The following is a 17,851-nucleotide window of genomic DNA, read 5'->3' as shown; positions in this document are numbered from 1 at the left end:
CGTTGTTTTATCCGTTTTTCCCGTCTGATAGCTTCACAATCAATTCCGATAGCGAATAGCGGACCGCTTTTTCCACCACATCCTGACATTCACCTGAGAACAGCACGGTGCTCGTTTCAGTATGTCCGCGTAAATTCCAGGCGAAGCAGACTGTGCCCGCTGCGGTGCCATCGTCGCCCCCTTCTGGCCCGGCATAGCCACTGATAGCGATACTGATATCCGCCTCGGCAATGTCGAGAATTTTGGCGGCCATCTCGGTAACGGTTTGTTCACTGACGGCAGTAAAGCGCGCGATGGTCTCCGGGCGTACACCCAGAATTCTTTCCTTTGCGGCATCACTGAAAACCACCATGCCGACATCGTAAAATTCTGCCGTGTTCTCTTCGGCACAGAGCGCGACGGCCAGATTTCCGCCGGTACAGGATTCTGCCGTGGTTAAGCGAAGCCCTAAGTCCGTGAGCTTGCTCGCTACCTTTTTGGTCAGTTCACTGACCGTGGTATTTTTATCGTGGTAAAGATTGCTCATACCTGCACCTCTTAATTTTCAAAAGGAATAATTGAGATATGGCCATTACGCTCCAGAATGGCATATTTAATTTCACTTAATTCTGTAATGCCATGATTCTGGCGTGCGGACACTAAAATATCGTCACAGGAAACATCGACTTTTTTAAGTTTATCGCGTAACGGAACGCCGTTATCCACAAGAATAACCGGCGTGCCATCGAGAATATTCTCCACCGGAGAAAAATATTTCTTCATCAGGCCAAATATAATATCTACCACCACCAGCGTGGTGATCGTTATCATCGCCCCCGTGATGGAAAAATCATCCCCCAGCAACGCCTGCTGTGTCGCCTCACTGATAATTAAAAGGAGTATCAGGTCAAAACTGGTCATCTGTAGCAAAGCACGACGCCCGGCCACTTTAAATACCACCATCAAAAACAGGTAAATTGCCAGGGCACGAAAGACCATATCCATATCAGCCTCCTAAGGGTAAATAAACTGCCAGAAATGAATATCCGGCTCGTTATTTACGCGAATGACATTGGCCCATTTTCCGGCTTTAGAGGGCGTGATGAATAACAGGACGGAGAATGTATCTTCAGTTTTCAGGTGGTTGTAAACAAAGAAGAGGGTATTACCGCGACTGTACATGCTGTCCGGCTGCGGCCAGACGCTGCCTGGCTCGTAAGCCTCACGGCTCTCCGTGGTCATACTGATGATATATTTTCCCTCACTTTTAACCGGGAAGGTAAGCTGCATTCTGGACTCCGTTTGTCGGCGACCAAAGCGCTCATAGTTGATTGTCAGCGATTTCGCTGAATTTATTTTTTCCCTGTCACTCACTACCCCACTCGAAAACAGCCCCGCAACGGCGGCGACAATAATGCCCAACAACACAATAAAACCCACCTGGCGAAATGCAAACTCAAACGTCAGTAAGCGATAACTCTCATTTATCCCAGGCACCTTTTCATTTTTACGATTCATGGCAACCTTTACCGTTTCGCCTATTTACCGAAATTAATGATTTTTAAAGCGAATGTTTTTAAGACTTATCACATTTGCCACATAAAGGAATAGCAACAATACTTAATAAGTCAAGACAACATAAATGAAGGATATCAGATGAAATTATCAGTAATTTCCGCTTTTTTGATATTTTTAATACCTGCAGCCTGGGCAGATAATAACGGCGGGTTACAAAAAGGCGAAGCACCACCGCCTCCTCATGCGCTGGATGATGGCTATCGAGGAACAGACGATGCGCGCATCATGACCATTAATCAGGCGAAAGGAATGCATGATGGTGCGACGATATCGCTTCGAGGAAACCTTATTGACGGCAACGGCGATAAGTTCGTATTTCAGGATAAAACCGGAAAAATTGACGTTATTATCCCACAAGCGGTATTTGACGGCAGAACGGTAAAACCTGACCAGATGATCAGTATTAACGGTTCGCTTGATAAGAAATCATCGCCTCCGGTTGTTCGCGTCGATCATCTGCAAAAATAACGTTAGCGAAGCGTTAACGCTGCAACTATCCATCAAATCTCACCCCTTGGCTTAAAAGGAGTCAGCTATGAGTGATACAACACAACGTACGAACGCTTTCCCGACGCCCCCTTTCCCTGAGCAGCCACAAACGCCTCCGGGCCTGGCCTCCGAAATGCAACCCGTCCCCGATCACGGCGAAAAGAGTTATAAAGGAAATGGCCGCCTTGCCGGGAAAAAAGCGTTGATTACAGGTGGCGATTCGGGGATTGGCCGCGCGGTGGCTATCGCTTATGCCCGTGAAGGCGCAGACGTCGCCATCAATTACCTGCCGGAAGAAGAAAAAGATGCGAGTGAAGTTATTGCGCTGATCAAAGCGGAAGGACGTAACGCGGTCGCGCTGCCTGGTGACGTCCGTGATGAGACGTTTTGCCAGAATCTGGTGGAAGATGCCGTCACAAAACTTGGCGGGCTGGATATTCTGGTGAATAACGCAGGCCGTCAGCAGTACCGTGAGTCGCTGGAAGAGTTAACTACGGAAGACTTTGACGCAACGTTTAAAACCAACGTCTACGCCCCTTTTTGGATCACTAAAGCGGCCTTGCGTCACCTGAAAGCGCCCGCTTCAATTATCAATACTTCGTCCGTCCAGGCGGTAAAACCGAGCGCAATTCTTCTCGACTACGCGCAGACAAAAGCCTGTCTCGCGGTATTTACGAAAGCCTTAGCCAAACAGCTGGGTCCGAAAGGGATACGTGTGAATGCCGTTGCACCGGGGCCCTACTGGACCGTTCTGCAATCCAGCGGCGGGCAGCCGATGGAAAAAGTGAAACATTTTGGCGAAGATTCACCGTTGGGGCGTCCGGGCCAGCCTGTAGAGATCGCGCCGCTGTATGTCACACTCGCGTCTGATGAGTGCTCATTTACGTCCGGGCAGGTCTGGTGTTCTGATGGGGGAGATGGTGTGATGTAAGGAAATGCTGGAGCGGGCGAAGGGAATCGAACCCTCGTATAGAGCTTGGGAAGCTCTCGTTACTCCATCCCGACATTGTACATATGGCTGTACCTGATGGCGTGATTTTAAAGGATCAAAATCATGTCTATCAAGAACAATCAGTATCTTTTTCAAAGTCATTCGGGCGTATGGATCTTTCAGGTCTTTGTACCTGCGTACATGCGTCATCTGTTCGGTAATAAGCGAGCCTGGCGAAAATCCACAGGGACAAAGGACATACTTAAGGCTCGCCACTTCAGAAATCACATGTTGATTGAGTTCAACAACCTGAAAGCCCTGTTGAATCCTGATCGGGAAGACATTCGCATCCAGAATGCGATCACCACACTCCATACCACAATAAAACAGGCAAAGAATGCGCCTGTAGCAGTATCTCCGATCCCAACGCTGGCGGTCATACGTGATGAATACATGACGGTTTATAGTGAACGTCGGGCATTCTCCACACTCAGCAAATCCGCGCGAGCCGTAGAAGTTTTTCTTCAGAGTATCGGTAAAGTTAATATTGGGTTGAACAAGATCGGACGCAGAACCGTTACTGATTTCATCGAAGGCCAACAGAAAAAGGCAGCACCTCAAACCGTGCAGAACTGGCTAACATCTTTGGGGAGTCTGTACGAGTTCGCCAAACGCCGCTACGACGCGATACCTGACAGCAACCCTTTTCACGGTCATAACCTTGAAGCACGTCGTACGATAGAGAGTTATCAGCCGTTTGAACCTGAACAGTTACAATCCCTTATCGGAGAAGCCGATGACGTTCTACGTGATGTCATTTTGATCGGCCTGTACTCTGGAATGCGACTTGATGAGATAGCCAGCATCAAGCGGGATGAGATTGTGATGATGGAGGGTGTGCGGTGTTTCTTCGTCAGCAAGTCTAAAACTGTCGCCGGGGTGCGATATGTTCCGATCCACTCGCTACTGATGGGGATTATTGATAAGCATCTGGCGCAAAACGGCGGTGCATATCTTTTGGCGCAGTCAAATAACATCATCCGGAAGGATGGCAAACGCGGTCCGTGGTACAGCCAAAAATTTACCCGGCTGCGTGATAGCGTCTTGCCTACAGCTACAGATAGGCAATGCTTCCACAGCTTGCGCGGGATGTTCATCACATGCTTAGACAGAGCAGGCGTACCAGAACAGCGCATAGGTGCTATCACCGGGCATACTGAACAGAAGGCCAAAACTGAAGCATTCAGGACATATAGCAAGGGCGCAGGTATGAGAGAGTTAGCCAAATATATTGAGTGTGTGTATTATCATGCTCTATAGATTAAAGGGGGGCTGCCCCCCTTATATTATTGTGGCCATTCAGCTTGAATACGAGCAGAAACTTCATCAGGAAGATTATACCAATAAGCATTATTATTTGTTGCATCCACAACAATTAATCTATCATCATTATCCATTGCAGCCTTGACTATCTTCGCTGCATTTTCAGCAGAATAGCCACTATTGACATACCAGTTAGATTCTGTCGCCTTTGCCCAGTTACCCAGCGTTTTAATGGCAGCATGAACAGCCGTGTAATCCTTATCTTTTATAAGATCATAGGTAATAAATAAGTTATTAGCCATTAACTTTCTCCCAAAGGACAATAAAAAATAAAGCGCCCCGTAAGGCGCTCATATTTCAATGGTCTTTAAGCCAAGCCTGCACTTTTTTAGCCGAATGACCTACGGCTTGAACAGCTTGAATAAGTTTAGCCTCACTAACGCCGAACTTTTTAGCCCAATCACGTCTTTCGTAATCCTGTTTGATACTTATTAAATCATTGTCAGGTGTACCAATTTTGGTCTTATCATCAGCCATTTTACTGATTCCTCGTGATACAGGCTTATACCTGCACACTACTTATATGACTCCTCTGCCGCTTCGTAAACGGTCAGTTATCAAACAATTGACACTGGTCATAAAACCAGTAAATAATTTTTTCCGAGCTTGCTAACTTTGCCGCTTCGCTTCTATCATAACCACTACATATTGTGTTTATTAATATAAGAAATACAATATATCCAAACATCCATCCCGTGAATAGGTGTTGAAATGGCGAACAATGATAAGCAATCCTCGAAAGATGTAGCTCATCTGGCAGCAGAGACTCTAAACAACCCAAACGCCTCTGCGATTCAGAAAAGTTTAGCGGGTTCAGTGCTATCACAAGCAGGAACAAAAAATCAAACTGGCGCGAACATGGAAGCCAAAGCATCAGCAGCATTGAAAAACCCACGCTCAAGCGAGGTTACTAAAACCTTAGCTGGTTCGGTTGTTTCTCAATCGAATAAAAAGCGCTAAAAAAAGCCGGGATTAACCCGGCTCTCATGTTTTCAGTTGTCGCTGTTCGCTCAGGTAGTACCTGATAGCGCTGTCAAATCCATACGTATGGATGCGGTCCAGTAGGCTGGAACGACTACACTCAAGCCTGCGTGCTAACGCTGACATGTTGATGATCGAATCATCGCCCCTGCCATCTAGAATCCACTGCATCAGCGGCATGTTGCCAGTACCGATCAAAGCTAATTTCATGTTGTGTATCTCCTCTTCTTTGCCTCCAGCACCGAAGGTGTCTCGCAATAGCGAGATTGCTTCGCACCGTTAGCCTCGCCAGCAGCGGGGGCAATGCGCCCTCAAAATCCGCTGTCTTACGCTGCGTCGTCCATAGTGATCTTCAGAACGAAGTCCGGACGCATTGGGATCTGAATCTGTGATAACTCACTGACCACCTCATAGTTCATGAACTTATCACGTAGAACGTAATGGTAGGACGGATAAACCGGACCATTAGCAACTTCAGCATGGCGGCTCGCTGGAGTCTGGTAAGTCATATAAGGTGAAAGGTCGCCTTCAACAACATTGGAGAACGTCGCCAGCATGTAGCCTTCACCATCTGCAATGCCGTACAGAGGATCGTCAACCTGCACCACAGTTACACGCCCGATGTTATATCGATCATATGCACCCAAAGTGTCAGGGAAAATGATGTCACGGGACGTAGCACCAAATAGAGCCGCCTGATATGCGGTTGGGTTGCCTTGAATAGAGGCGAATAACGAAGGTGAAGCCAGCAGATAAACCTGCTTGATGCTGGAAGACCAGCCACCCAGATTTTTCTTCAGCAGCGTGACAGCGTTCTGTATCTCAGTAATGACGTTGGCACTGGTGCCAGTCTTCACGGTTGTTGTTGGCTGGCTAATGCCCCAGAAGGTTTGCCAGTTCAGATCAGGACCTTCACGTAGGTGTGTCGCCTCTACAGTATTGTGAAACAGACTCTGCGCCATTGCATATTCAACATCACGGCGGGTTTGCAGGTAGTGCTTCAGGGTATGATTAGCAACTACATCTTCAGCGGTCATCTGGCGATTTGTTCCCGGCTGACGTTTTCCCTGCCAATCTTGGCTGGTGATGGTTGAGCTGTAAACATGAAGTGGAGCCTGAACGGTCACGTTAGCCGCTTTAGGGAAGTTTAGACCGGACATTTCAGAACCATAACGGGCAACTGATTTAGTCACTTCACGCTGCACATCTTCCAGTGTGTCGAGCGCGATGATTTGTGTGTCACTTGGACGACTGGTAAAGATCCCCAGGCTGGACAGAAGGAACCCCTCGCCGCTTGGCTTCACGAACTGACCGGAAAGGTTAGTAAAATCACTTAATTTCATATTGTTATCTCTCCTTGATTAGATTGCGGTGTTTGCATCAGCAATGCGGTTGCCTTGCTTAACAAGGGCAGCGTATGCAGCATCTTTTGCAGCAGTCGCTACAACCAGACCAGATGGATTGAACACACAGCCACGGTCTGAAATGACCAGGCTACGGGCATCACCAGCGATTTGATTTTGCAGAGCTACAGCGCAGTTATCAGCATCGGCTGCAACGTATGCCGCGCCAGTGGTCGGGTTAATAACATCACCACAAGTCACGTCAGCAGACAGATCAAGGATCACGGTGAGCTTATGAAAGATCGAGCTATCGGTATAAACCAATACATCCTGCGGGGTTTTGCTTTCGTGTTCGAATGCCATTTTGTATCTCCATACAGTTTTTATAATCCGGCGAATATGCCGGATAGAGTTGAAAAAATACCGTCCATCGGACGGCATTCTTTTATTCGTGTTCCATGCAGAAAAAGAGCCAGAGGCAGGAAAACGCCTGCCCCGGTTGGTAGATCATCGGAGATGATGAAATTCACCCGTTTACGGGTTAGCAACATGCATTGCTAATCGCTTCACGATGGTGTCTTCTGATGGAGAGATTTGGAAAGCATGATCGGTAGGTCACGCTTAAGGAATGAGGGAGCACAGCAGCGGGAGACCTCATATCTTCGCTACCGCACTCAATGCCAGTTTTCGTCTGGCAAGACGGCCTGTCGAGGATGGCAGGGCTTTTGGCAAATCCCCGATCCAAGGTCGGAGAAAATTCTTTTCTGATACAGCCAGCGGCAATGGCCTAACCTTACCGTGAGAGGGTGCGGATATTGGCTGTATGAGAAAAGTCGCTCTGGGAAAAGCGCACTTTGATTCCTAAGGAGAAGGGAATGACATTTGGCTGTTGTAATTCACCTTGCATATTATTTTAACACGAATGATTATCATTTACAACAACAAAAACAATAACATGGCGAATTCAACGACCCTCTCTCGTGTGGGCCAATTTGCTGCGTCATTTTTGACGGAACGATAATTTACTGGGTAACTCCCAAGATAAGATTGGTATTTCTCCTATCCTGCTCTTGTACTTCGGCCTTAATTGCATCGCTGAATTTGCTATCGTCAATGCTGAGTTTAACCTCGTTGGTCACAGTCAGATCGGCCTTACCTTCAATACTGAATGGCTTGCCAAGGTTCATACCATAAGCAAGATTATCAATGCCCGGTAGTTGTGCCATGCCTGCGGTAGCTGGTTGAATTCCAGGTAAGGTATTCATCCCCGCAAATGCATTAGTGAAACCTTGAGCATGAGCAGCAAAGAAGTTCTTGATGTCAGTCCAAAGGGTAGGCCTGTCGTTGTTGGCCTGCACCTTCTTCATGAAGGCATCAGGATCAGCCTGAATCTCGCTAAGACGATTATTGAGACTTACACCAGCCATGATCGCAGGAAGACCGATAGAGAAGCCCCCACCTTTACCGCCTTTAGCTGGTTTGCCGTCTTTCCCTGGTTTGGTGTTGTCGGTTCCTGGGGTGGCAATGCCACCAAGAGCGCCGATTCCGGCAAGAGTACCAAGCAGACCTTTCAACGGATTCGCGAAGCTGACAAGCCACCTCAACGCGCCAGCTAACTTGAAGATTGCCCCAGTGAAGATCGCAATTCCTGCCGCATATGCTGCTGTATTGCCGAATCCCTCGAATGTCTTGGACAATTGAGGAGCATACTTCTTGATCAGCGCTTCAATGAGAATGAAGCTGTTATAGACCGTGTACCCCGCATCAGTGAAACCTTTAATCACATTGCCTGCAATGGCTCCCAGCGTCTTAAATGCATCTTGGTTGCTGTCAATTGCATCTGTCAGACCGTTAAACGTATCGGTAAGCTGACTGCCGAAGCCCGATTCAAAGAAATTCTTCTGTGCAAGCTGCATCGTTGTACGCAAGCGCATCATAGCAACACGGTTAGATTTCAGTGACTTCTCGAAAGCTCCGCCCTTCTGTGCTGCCGCTTTGAACTCATCACCAACAAGGGGAAGAATATCCTTCGCCAGCAGTTCACCGTTTTTCATCATTGCCATGAGGTCTTTTTCGGTAAGGTCTGTCCGGCCTTTTAGCTTATTCAATGCCTTGACGAAGATCCCAACTGCGTTTGGTAAAGCGTCCCCGAGCTGCCCCTTCAACTCTTCAGCCTGCACCGTGCCTTTAGCGTACATCTGATTAAGCGCGAGCAAGGCGCGGCTCTGCTCCTCACCAGTGGCCCCTAATACGGTTCCGTACTGGCTGACACCTTCAAAGAGGTTTTTGATTTGGCTGTCTGTGGCCTTGCCAGCGGCTGAAGCGTAAAACTTCACGTAGTCTTTGCTGGTCTGTTGAAGGTCAAGACCAAGGGAAAGCGCCTGTTTCTGGAGATACGCCATTTCCTGAGTGGCTTTCTTACTGTCGCCTGTCACCGCCTGGAGACCAGAGGCCATTGATTCGAAGTCTTGCCCGGTCTGCATGATGGTTTTGCCAATCCCAATAGTGGCCCCAATGGTGATCGCTGTGCCAGTATGATCAAGAAGGGATGTATCAAGGCCCGTCACTTTAGCCTTAACTGGAATGGTTACCGGCTTTTTGACTAAACCGCCCTGCTGCCTCAAACGCTGCTGAAGTTTGCTTACTCTGGCGTTGTACTCTCCAAGTTCCATTGAACCAGCATGATATTGTTTCGTTAATTGAGCGAAGTCGCTGATTGCTTGCGCTCGCTGGCGTGGTGTCAGGTTGTAACCATTGGTGGCAGTGCTAAAGCGAATACCTTTGGTACGGATCTGCTGAGTGCGTTTCTCTAGGTCGGCCTGTTCACGCTGTGCTCTGATTGCCTCACTGAGACCATGGACACTTTTAGTAACCAGACCGCCCGCCGCTGGGTTACGTGCTGCAATCTGAGCCATACGTTGAGCATGGCGCTGTTCGTTGGTCGCCATACGTGCATTGATAGCACTTTGTTTCTGAGCCTCAGCGGTTAATCGCTGATTGAGCTTCAATCTCTGCGTTTCTGCTCGCGCCTGCTGTAACTGGGTCTTGCCGTTGGCTTGTTGCAGCTTTCGTGTCGCCTGGTCGAAAGATTTTCCCGCTGACTCCGCATATTTTTTCAGGCTCTTGATTTTGTTGCGGGCGCGGTTGAAGGAGTTTTGATCGACCTGCCAGGAGACTGCATTAATCAGGCTGGAGACGATCTTATTTGTACCGGACATCATTCCCCCTGATTGATAACGTAACCCAGACGATCAAGCGCGGCGCGTTGTTCAGGTGTTAGCTCATCAAGGCTTGCCTTCATCATGAGGCTGACCGGACGCAGATTAGCGCTATAACCTTGGGCCTGGTGGCACAGAGCGATCCCTTTTTCCTTGATGGTTTTGCCACTTTTTGGGGCTGGCTCGTTGGCTGTTGCAGTCGAAGCGGACAGGTAACTCTGCACCGCCTCCGCCAATGCTTCTTCAGCGGATTTGTTCAGATCTTCCGTTTCGTCTGTTCCTGCGGTCATTGCTTCCCGGATACTGGCGCGGATTGCTTCAATGTTATTCATATTATTATGTTTCCTGTAGAGGTCCAGGCCGTCACGAAGCCATTGGAGAACGGCTACCGCTAACGGCAGAAAGGATAAATATTCAAATAGGGTCAAGTTTCCCCAGCTGGGGTATTAATAATGCAGGCGTGGTGATCGGCGTTGGGGCGCTGCCTGCTTGCGTGAAATAGTCTTCCGGTATTCAATGAACAACGGATCATCACTAACAGGCATTCGGGATGCCATTTCCTGATCGCTCACTCCGTCACGTTGAAGAAACGTGATCACAGAAAATAGAGGTAACTGGAGGTCAGCACAGATTTTTTCGAGCATTGCACCCGAGTCGAAATATTGACGTACAGTTCGCTTAGTTGCGTACTGACTGGTGTACTTCACCTTTCGAAACTTGGGATTCCATGTCTTAGCCAGTTCAGCTACAAACTCAGGATCAAGACGTAATAGCAAGGCAACTTTGCCGGGGATCATGCCATGCACAAGGAGTGCCTTAGCGGTTTTAACAATATCCTCATCACGGCGGCGCTTTTTAAAAAGACGCTCTAAATCTGGTTTTTTCTGGTCAGCCAGAGAGTGGCTGTTGCCAGTTACGTTCTCACACAAGCAGTCCTCCAAATGCTAAAATGCTTCATTATCGTCAAATTCAAGCTGCTCATCCTCTTGCTGCTGCGGGGCATTAGTAACCTGTTTCGCTTCGGCTGCTCTTTGCGCCTGCTGCTGTTTGTAATAAGCATCAGCACCGGATGAAATATCATTAGCGGCAGACCTCGATCCTTTGTATCCACCGCTCTGGATGATTCTGATATGGCTCTTTATCAGGTCTGTTATCGCACCAGGTTTTTCTATCCCCCACGTCGCACCATAGGCCATAAATCCTTCATCGTCGTAGCCTTCTACCCAGTTGTTGAGGGTATCGATATCAGCCATCTGGAGCGGGTCTGGGCTTTTGACTGTTGGGAATTGGATTCCATTTCCACCATTCACCGCATCATCACTACCGGATAGATCAGCATCGACAGGAACACCCACAGGAGGTACGCTGTCTCGCTTTCCAGCACCGCCCTGATCAGATTCGCCATCACCTTTTTTCTCCTCGTTTTTTGGCTGTTGACTAGATTTTCCTAAGCGTTTCTCATGGTCATACATTGGTTCTCCAGCCCACTCTGGGTAGGAAAACTCAAGATTTCCAGCGACCTTATCAACATCGATCACTTTGTAAATATTGCAACGCCCGACCTTTCCAGTGATTTCAACTAGACCAAGAGTGATCAGCTTATCGATCTGAGGCTTTGTTTTCTTCTTGGCGTCACCGATTCGAGCAACGGTCCCTAGACGCTCCTGCGACTCAGCAAATGGTTGATTTAATCCACTCCAGAAACGATACTGATTCAGCATATAAGCGTATAATTTTTCTAGTGAATTGCTAATCTCAACCACTTCACCAGTGGATTTATTTGTAACCGTGTCTGCATGGAAAAGGCGATTCTCGCTCTTGTAAAAACGCTCATTGGTGTTTCCGTTCTGGCTCATGTTGTTCTCCCTGTGGGTTCGTCAGTGGTTGTTCATTGCGTTTCTGAATGTGTTTCGCCAGGTTCTGGCACATGTTCCGGATCATCCTGGGAACCGGCATCCCGAGGCGGTCAGATTCCTCGCGTAAAATTGCATATGTTTCATCGTCTAAAGATAGTTTCATCTCAAGTTCCCCCCGAATGCATAAAGGTTATCGCCCCTGCGATCATGGTGGCGATCAGGGGTAAGGAGCCGTGTTTGCGGCGATTTCGTTTGGTGGCGTTGCTGCCAACGGAGTAAAGCAGAGAATGGTTATTCGGTTGTGGTCAGTTCGGGAATGGCTTTTCCGGTAATGCCTTCGAGTTCACCGCCAGACTCAATCATCTTAAGCAGAAGGATCTGCTCATTCATCAGACCGATGCCATGAGAGGCGTAATAGAAACGCCAGGCAGACAGCACAGGTTCGATGATCTCCATTAGATCCCTTCCCTTTGCTAACTCTGCTGAGTATGGTTTAAGAATATCCCGGATGATTTTTGCATTCTTAGCCTGCTGACGCAGACCTTTGATGATATTCATGGCTTCACGAGTTGCCGGGTATAGTTTGTCTGCTTTCCTGGAGCCACCAACGCGGGTTCTGAAACTGCGAAGATTTACTAACGAAGTGATTTTGTTGTCGATTGCAAAAACAATCTCTGAGGCGGTAGCGTTCGAAAAGTCGAACAGGACTGGTTTTGTCATCTAATCTCCTATGTTGTTTTAATGTTTTCCTTTTCTCAAGGTATGAATATATTATGTCATAAATCACACTTTTTTTCAAGTCTTTTGTTGCATCATGTATAAAATTGTGCTAGCAACCTTTTTGGGCTGGACCGCATAATTCCATAAAGCAACATACAATGTCATTAGCAATTCGTGCTGAATTTAATTATATGTATTGCATTCTTATTTTAGGTGGGAAATAATTCAAGGTTACACAAATCTCCTCTGATGCGTTCTAAGCGATTCCATGCCGTAGGCAGTACCTATGGGTTACCTCTACCGTTTAAATGCCGTGTGGCTTGTCTGATGCGCTCTGTGAACCTCCTGTGAAGTCTGAGGGGGGAGCGCCGCCCCTCCAAGGGGGAGTTACGTCGCGTTTAAAGCTCCTGACTGCATCGCAGTCGTTCACATTGGACTGACGCGCTTGCGCTTGTCTTCCACACATATCTGAAGTGGCAGAGCCATTCAGAGCGGAGCGATAACACCTCACTCCTTAACACCAACAATTGAACGCATGTTCAACCAGTCTTTGACCTGTCTTTAGATCTTGACCTTAAGTCTTACATGGTTCTAAAAGTCTTTTGTGGGTTTTATTAGTCTTATTAAAGAAGTCTTTTTAGTGGGGTATTTTTACCCCCATTGATGGCTCTCTATAGGGGTACATTAACCCCCACACCAAAATTCAATAGGGGTGTATTTACCTACATTCAAATTCCTATAGGGGTATTTTTACCCCCATGTGAGAGCATCTCACCACTTACCTTTCTTCAGTGGTCTGCTTCTCAATGGCACACTGCACCTAAGGATATTAAATGGTACTTAAATCGAATTAAGTGTCCCTTAAGTCGCCATTTCTACCACCTATTGTGGGGTTGTAGTCACTTGCTAGCCTATAGGATGTGGTGATCGTTAAATCGAGATGTACACAACGAACCCGCGTCAGTGCTGGATGCGTTAAATCTGTCACTCGTGGTGTGGATCAAGCAACGAACGTGATCCGCTCTTCAGACCGAAAAATAATAATTTCTCTTGCAAAATCAATGAAAAACCGTCCATTTCTGGGCCTGTGAAAGCCTCTCAGCGTGGCGCTGTGCTATCGGTCTGTCAGTTTACAATTGTGTGGAGATGACGCCGTTACGGGCTTCTGGTGAAGCGCACGATGGCTTGGTGGGTTGGCTGTTTACATTGTTGTGGGAAATGGTACGAAGCAGTGGCGGCCTGGCTCGGTGAATATCACCAGGTGATGGCAGACCTTCAGCCCGTTGTGGTAACGTCGCCGTAGTAGCCTTGTGTCTGCTGCGAATAGAAAAATGTGCTTTTATGGCATTGATGCACTGGCAACTTCAAAGGCCTGAAACCTAAAATTGTGTGGTGACCAGCCAAACTCATCCAAAATCCTTGAACAAGAGAACTCACCTCAAATCCTCCCGAATGCTTTCCTTCTGTTAATGGAATCGCTGTTGTCTACCCCGCTTCGCATCAACGCTCCGAAAAGCAATACCTGACACTTTCAGTCAAGTACTTATAAGAACCATTATGTTAAATAGAACAGAAAACGAACAGTAAAATGCTCTGTTGTGGCAAATTTTCCATGTTGTGATGGCCTATGGGATTAAGTGGTGAAGTGCATTGCTGGGAGTGTCGGCTGTAGGATATTTGGTGAACATTCTGGTTTTTTACGGAGGGTCTGGGCTGGCGGTCTAGCAGATCACCAAAAGTTCCGTGCCTGATTATTTTAAGCACCAGAGACGAATACTCAATCGTGTGTTTTTCTCATAGTTACCAGTAACATGAATCCACATACTCAAAATCATGTTGAAGAAATCAGCACTCGATCAAATTTTGAATTTTTTTTCTTAATTATTGACATGTCTTCCAGGCCTTACGGTACGAGGACTTAGCCTTTTTTACCCTTTCACAGCCTTAACTTAACGTTAAAATAAACCCTTGTGCACAAAAGAATCATCTCTAAAATATCGACTATGTGGGGCCGCAATTGATTGTTCCCCCCCACATGTAGTGCTGCGCCTGAATTTTAGGCATAAAAAAACCGGATTCATTTGCATGAACCCGGCTTACAAAGCATGACCAATACGAGTCGCCAAACCCGTATGAATCTTAGCCTTGCCTTCATTTCTGACGGCTTGATTGTGCCAGGCAAAGAGGATCATGTAAACCATAAAATGACGCTCATAAGGAGCATTGCATGACCATTTGTAAACTGTCACACCGTTACAATACTCTTTTCATCAGCTTACCTCACGATCAAGGTGGTGAAGGTCGCCATAAATGTTGCGGCTGCGCTTACGATCAGGGTTACCGTGCAGGCTTGGCTCGCACAGGGCAAGTTTGGGTAGACTTAGCCGCCTTACCTGATAGCCAGGCGGGAACCGTTCGCCACAAAAGTCCTCAGGCAGCGTTTGCTGATGGTTATCGTGATGGTGTGCGTGAATCCTACCGTCACGCTGGTTAATGTAGACTGAAGGGGCTTCATTGCCCCTTACTTTTCAAGGGATAAAACGCCCCAATTTTTTGTAAGATTGACTTTTTCGGATTTAGAGCAATCCCGACGAACAAGAGTTAGAGGGCGGGAAGAGGCTGTGTACTTACGAAAACAGCATATACTTGTTCATATTGGTGACTAGATCACAAACCAGTCCTTATACCCGAATGTTCGACACAGCAGACAATCAAAATAATTCCTAATATTTGCTAATGGGGTGCCCTACCAATCATTTCCTTTAGATTTTTGAAGCGTTCTTTAATTATTCTTCCATTCTCGGCTAAACGATTCGCTTCAAACGCAGTGAATTGAGCAATATTTTCTATTTCTTCGCGGCTGATGCTCATAAAATTCTCATCAAGTTTAGAGAGCATATTTGTGACACCTTGTCTACTTTGTGTAAAGAAACCAAGGTTATCTCTGACACCCTTAAGAAGTTCTTTCTTACCATAAGGGTTCATATTTGTACTCATTTCTATAGACTTGATAAGTTCTTCCGTATCACTACATATTCCACGATAAACCAGTTCAACTTCACGAAGTTCTTTCACTGTATCAATTTTCATTTTTCTTAAGGACTCATGCTCAGCATTTTTCCTTGATCGATAGGTGTTATACAGAGCAGTTATACTGACAATAAGAGCAATGAAGGAGAGTAGAGCGCTAAAGATAGACAGTAATTCTTTTGACATTTTTCACTCCAAATTTATCAGTCTCGAAATTAACCTCTAAATTTCTGATAACAACGTCTATCAATCTCTTCTGCTAATCTTGTATGCATCTCTCCATAGCTTAATCGTTCCATATCTGAAGATATTTTCCAACCACAACCTTTGAAATTACACTTGATAATAGGATATGGAACATAGTTATAGTAATCAACGCTGGAGTGTTGGCTTAGAAGGCCTCCACATTTAGGGCATCTCATGTGAAGATTTCTTAACGAGTATCCGCGATCTCCTAATGCTTTAATCCATTCCCAAGAAACTATCATTTCATAAATATTATCCGAAGTATAATGCAAAAAACTGCCCTCTTGTCCTGTAGCTTTCGCTGCAATACGACGGCGCATTACAAATCCGACAGTAGGTAAAATTGCCAATAATAAGATCGATAAAATGAGGAGCATCCATAAGGGCATTGTTACTGGGAAGGTAAGGATGTCCATTAACCAATGGAAGAACTGCTTAATGTAATTCCATAGCCACACAACGACGGCGATCCCACTTCCGCCAGTGACAAGTGCAACGATAACGCCCGATATGCTGTCTTTGCTAAGGTCTTTCAACCATGCCATAGAAATTCTTCTTATTAAGCTATTCTTTATGCTCAATTTTACAGCGAACCAGATTTTTGACAATAGAAGCCATAAAGCCCCGTTAGTGGTACAAGCAACAAGCGGAGCATAGCGACTGCATCAGGCCAACCTAGTTGGTTTCGCTTTGCGAAAGTCACCAATGATCAAATCAGATTGTCAGAGAGATCACATCTTATCAGGGTGCTCGTGTACCTTTCGGAGCGTGAGCGAAGCGCTGGCAGAGCCGGATCTGTAGCTACCGGGGCATTACCACTATTCACCTGTTTACGTGGCTTATAGGGCCACACATCGGGCTTAAATGCGTGTGATCAATCTGTTCGGGAGTTATGCCAGGTATGCGGCTTTTTGTTCGTTGTTGTACTGTCGCGGTAAGAACTTGGAACCACCGCCTGCGTGATGATATGCTCCCTTGTACCACAGACCAATCACGCGACAGGTGCGGGCGTAGAACAATGGGTAGTTTAAGTTGTACCTGCTAAAGCGGGGCAACGTAACTAACTGATAAATCATAACTTGTTGATTTATCAGGAGAATGGAGCGGGCGAAGGGAATCGAACCCTCGTATAGAGCTTGGGAAGCTCTCGTTCTACCATTGAACTACGCCCGCTTTGAGGTGCGTAAGGCATTATAGACCTTACGCCTCCTCATACAAGCCTCTGCACAACTAAATGGCGATTAAATAATCACTTAGCACTTCGGTTTGCTGCCCTGGGCCGGTAGATAGCGCTGCGGGTCAATAGCTGTCGCCTTATAACGTATCTGGAAATGCAGCTTCACTGTGTCCGTCCCCGTGCTGCCCATAGTCGCAATTTTTTGCCCTGCCTTCACGTTCTGTCCGTTGTTAACCAGCATTGTGTCGTTGTGCGCGTAAGCCGTAATGTAGTCTTCACCATGTTTAATCATGATCAGATTACCGTACCCGCGTAGCTGATTGCCGACGTAGACCACTTTCCCGGCCCCGGATGCATAGACTGGCGTACCGCGTGCGGCTGCGATATCAATCCCTTTATTGCCACCTTCAGACAGAGAATACGGCACCACCACTTTGCCACTTGCAGGCCAAATCCAGCAGCGCTGTCCCACAGGGGGCCATGACGATTGCGGAACTGTGTAGGATGGCGTCACTTTCGCAGTTTTGCCTTTTGAGGAAGATTTTTTGCCAGAGGACGAACTGCCCTTAACTTTCAGCTTCTGCCCTACCTCAATCGTATAGGGAGGCGAAATGTTATTCAGGCGTGCCAGATCCTTCACGCTGGTCCCCGTCGCGCGCGAAATGCGGTACAGCGTGTCCCCGCGCTTAACGGTATAGACCGCGCCGGAATAGCTGCCCATATCCGAAGATTTACTGCCAGAACACCCCGCTAACAGTAACGCCAGCGTCAGGCAGAAAACGGCAGTGATAGGGTTTCTCGTCAGGCTTCCTGCAAACAAAACAGATCCTCGGTCAGCATGAATGGCGCACTATGATAGCAGCCCATACTGATATGGGTCATGCCCTTTTCCGCTCTGCGAGCCAAACCGTACACATAAG

Annotated in this window: 20 protein-coding genes and 1 tRNA gene; 4 read left to right on the top strand and 17 right to left on the bottom strand. The window is 47.1% G+C overall.

The annotated features are described in order from the left end of the window. Positions 1–7: 7 nt before the first annotated feature. From ABGB15_RS04480 to ABGB15_RS04470, 3 genes are read right to left on the bottom strand one after another with little or no spacing between them, the layout of a single operon-like run. On the bottom strand, positions 8–526 hold the full coding sequence (locus ABGB15_RS04480; RefSeq protein ID WP_152082133.1) for a 2-oxo-tetronate isomerase: 519 nt from the start codon (positions 524–526) through the stop codon (positions 8–10). Positions 527–537: 11 nt separating this feature from the next. Continuing rightward, complete coding sequence (locus ABGB15_RS04475; RefSeq protein ID WP_215722563.1) at positions 538–984, bottom strand: DUF421 domain-containing protein; 447 nt, start codon at positions 982–984, stop codon at positions 538–540. Between the two features lie 9 nt (positions 985–993). Continuing rightward, entirely contained in the window at positions 994–1,497 is a 504-nt protein-coding gene (locus tag ABGB15_RS04470) for a hypothetical protein (RefSeq protein ID WP_215722562.1), read from the bottom strand. Between the two features lie 138 nt (positions 1,498–1,635). Here ABGB15_RS04470 and ABGB15_RS04465 point away from each other — a divergent pair, with 138 nt between their 5' ends. The 3 genes from ABGB15_RS04465 to ABGB15_RS04455 all read left to right on the top strand — a co-directional run bounded on the left by ABGB15_RS04465 (position 1,636) and on the right by ABGB15_RS04455 (position 4,297). Then, positions 1,636–2,025 (top strand): YdeI family stress tolerance OB fold protein, encoded by a 390-nt coding sequence (locus tag ABGB15_RS04465; RefSeq protein ID WP_152082136.1) that lies wholly within the window; start codon positions 1,636–1,638, stop codon positions 2,023–2,025. 67 nt (positions 2,026–2,092) lie between these two features. Continuing rightward, a complete protein-coding gene (locus ABGB15_RS04460) occupies positions 2,093–2,977 on the top strand; it encodes an SDR family oxidoreductase (protein ID WP_152082137.1) in 885 nt (294 codons plus the stop codon). Positions 2,978–3,100: 123 nt separating this feature from the next. After that, positions 3,101–4,297, top strand: coding sequence for a tyrosine-type recombinase/integrase (locus ABGB15_RS04455; RefSeq protein WP_185228996.1), 1,197 nt, complete (start codon positions 3,101–3,103; stop codon positions 4,295–4,297). 26 nt (positions 4,298–4,323) lie between these two features. Here ABGB15_RS04455 and ABGB15_RS04450 read toward each other — a convergent pair whose 3' ends face one another. Together ABGB15_RS04450 and ABGB15_RS04445 are read right to left on the bottom strand one after the other, a co-directional pair. Continuing rightward, positions 4,324–4,602 carry a hypothetical protein gene (locus ABGB15_RS04450; protein WP_072058732.1) on the bottom strand — a complete coding sequence of 93 codons (279 nt, stop codon included), beginning with the start codon at positions 4,600–4,602 and terminating at the stop codon, positions 4,324–4,326. A gap of 55 nt (positions 4,603–4,657) precedes the next feature. Beyond that, positions 4,658–4,837, bottom strand: a complete 180-nt coding sequence (locus ABGB15_RS04445; RefSeq protein ID WP_032968401.1) for a DUF3606 domain-containing protein — start codon at positions 4,835–4,837, stop codon at positions 4,658–4,660. Between the two features lie 234 nt (positions 4,838–5,071). Here ABGB15_RS04445 and ABGB15_RS04440 point away from each other — a divergent pair, with 234 nt between their 5' ends. Beyond that, a complete protein-coding gene (locus ABGB15_RS04440; RefSeq protein WP_000002667.1) occupies positions 5,072–5,320 on the top strand; it encodes a hypothetical protein in 249 nt (82 codons plus the stop codon). Between the two features lie 24 nt (positions 5,321–5,344). Here the strand turns inward: ABGB15_RS04440 and ABGB15_RS04435 are convergent, their stop codons facing one another. The 12 genes from ABGB15_RS04435 to actS all read right to left on the bottom strand — a co-directional run bounded on the left by ABGB15_RS04435 (position 5,345) and on the right by actS (position 17,751). After that, positions 5,345–5,551 (bottom strand): hypothetical protein, encoded by a 207-nt coding sequence (locus ABGB15_RS04435; protein ID WP_185228995.1) that lies wholly within the window; start codon positions 5,549–5,551, stop codon positions 5,345–5,347. Between the two features lie 116 nt (positions 5,552–5,667). Further along, entirely contained in the window at positions 5,668–6,684 is a 1,017-nt protein-coding gene (locus ABGB15_RS04430; protein ID WP_313326902.1) for a major capsid protein, read from the bottom strand. An 18-nt stretch (positions 6,685–6,702) separates the two neighbouring features. After that, positions 6,703–7,047, bottom strand: a complete 345-nt coding sequence (locus ABGB15_RS04425) for a hypothetical protein (RefSeq protein ID WP_313326901.1) — start codon at positions 7,045–7,047, stop codon at positions 6,703–6,705. Between the two features lie 659 nt (positions 7,048–7,706). Further along, positions 7,707–9,902 (bottom strand): tape measure protein, encoded by a 2,196-nt coding sequence (locus tag ABGB15_RS04420; RefSeq protein WP_313326900.1) that lies wholly within the window; start codon positions 9,900–9,902, stop codon positions 7,707–7,709. Then, positions 9,902–10,234, bottom strand: coding sequence for a hypothetical protein (locus ABGB15_RS04415; RefSeq protein ID WP_313326899.1), 333 nt, complete (start codon positions 10,232–10,234; stop codon positions 9,902–9,904). The genes ABGB15_RS04420 and ABGB15_RS04415 overlap by 1 nt, the downstream gene beginning before the upstream one ends. A gap of 114 nt (positions 10,235–10,348) precedes the next feature. Continuing rightward, positions 10,349–10,831: a hypothetical protein gene (locus ABGB15_RS04410; RefSeq protein WP_313326898.1), complete on the bottom strand. Its 483-nt coding sequence runs from the start codon at positions 10,829–10,831 to the stop codon at positions 10,349–10,351. 15 nt (positions 10,832–10,846) lie between these two features. Beyond that, positions 10,847–11,758 (bottom strand): hypothetical protein, encoded by a 912-nt coding sequence (locus ABGB15_RS04405; RefSeq protein WP_313326896.1) that lies wholly within the window; start codon positions 11,756–11,758, stop codon positions 10,847–10,849. A 291-nt stretch (positions 11,759–12,049) separates the two neighbouring features. After that, the gene (locus ABGB15_RS04400) at positions 12,050–12,478 is read right to left on the bottom strand and encodes a hypothetical protein (RefSeq protein WP_313326895.1); all 429 of its coding nucleotides are present in this window, start codon (positions 12,476–12,478) and stop codon (positions 12,050–12,052) included. Between the two features lie 2,733 nt (positions 12,479–15,211). Continuing rightward, complete coding sequence (locus ABGB15_RS04395; RefSeq protein WP_198886195.1) at positions 15,212–15,694, bottom strand: hypothetical protein; 483 nt, start codon at positions 15,692–15,694, stop codon at positions 15,212–15,214. 29 nt (positions 15,695–15,723) lie between these two features. Next, complete coding sequence (locus ABGB15_RS04390) at positions 15,724–16,299, bottom strand: hypothetical protein (protein WP_198886194.1); 576 nt, start codon at positions 16,297–16,299, stop codon at positions 15,724–15,726. A gap of 554 nt (positions 16,300–16,853) precedes the next feature. Then, positions 16,854–16,927: transfer RNA gene (locus ABGB15_RS04385), tRNA-Gly, on the bottom strand. 80 nt (positions 16,928–17,007) lie between these two features. Beyond that, the gene (gene actS, locus ABGB15_RS04380) at positions 17,008–17,751 is read right to left on the bottom strand and encodes an amidase activator ActS (protein ID WP_152082138.1); all 744 of its coding nucleotides are present in this window, start codon (positions 17,749–17,751) and stop codon (positions 17,008–17,010) included. Between the last annotated feature and the right edge of the window lie 100 nt (positions 17,752–17,851).

The sequence above is a fragment of the Enterobacter sp. MALB-1 genome, assembly GCF_041021625.1.
Taxonomy (GTDB): domain Bacteria; phylum Pseudomonadota; class Gammaproteobacteria; order Enterobacterales; family Enterobacteriaceae; genus Enterobacter; species Enterobacter oligotrophicus.
This window is presented reverse-complemented; position numbering and strand designations above follow the sequence as displayed.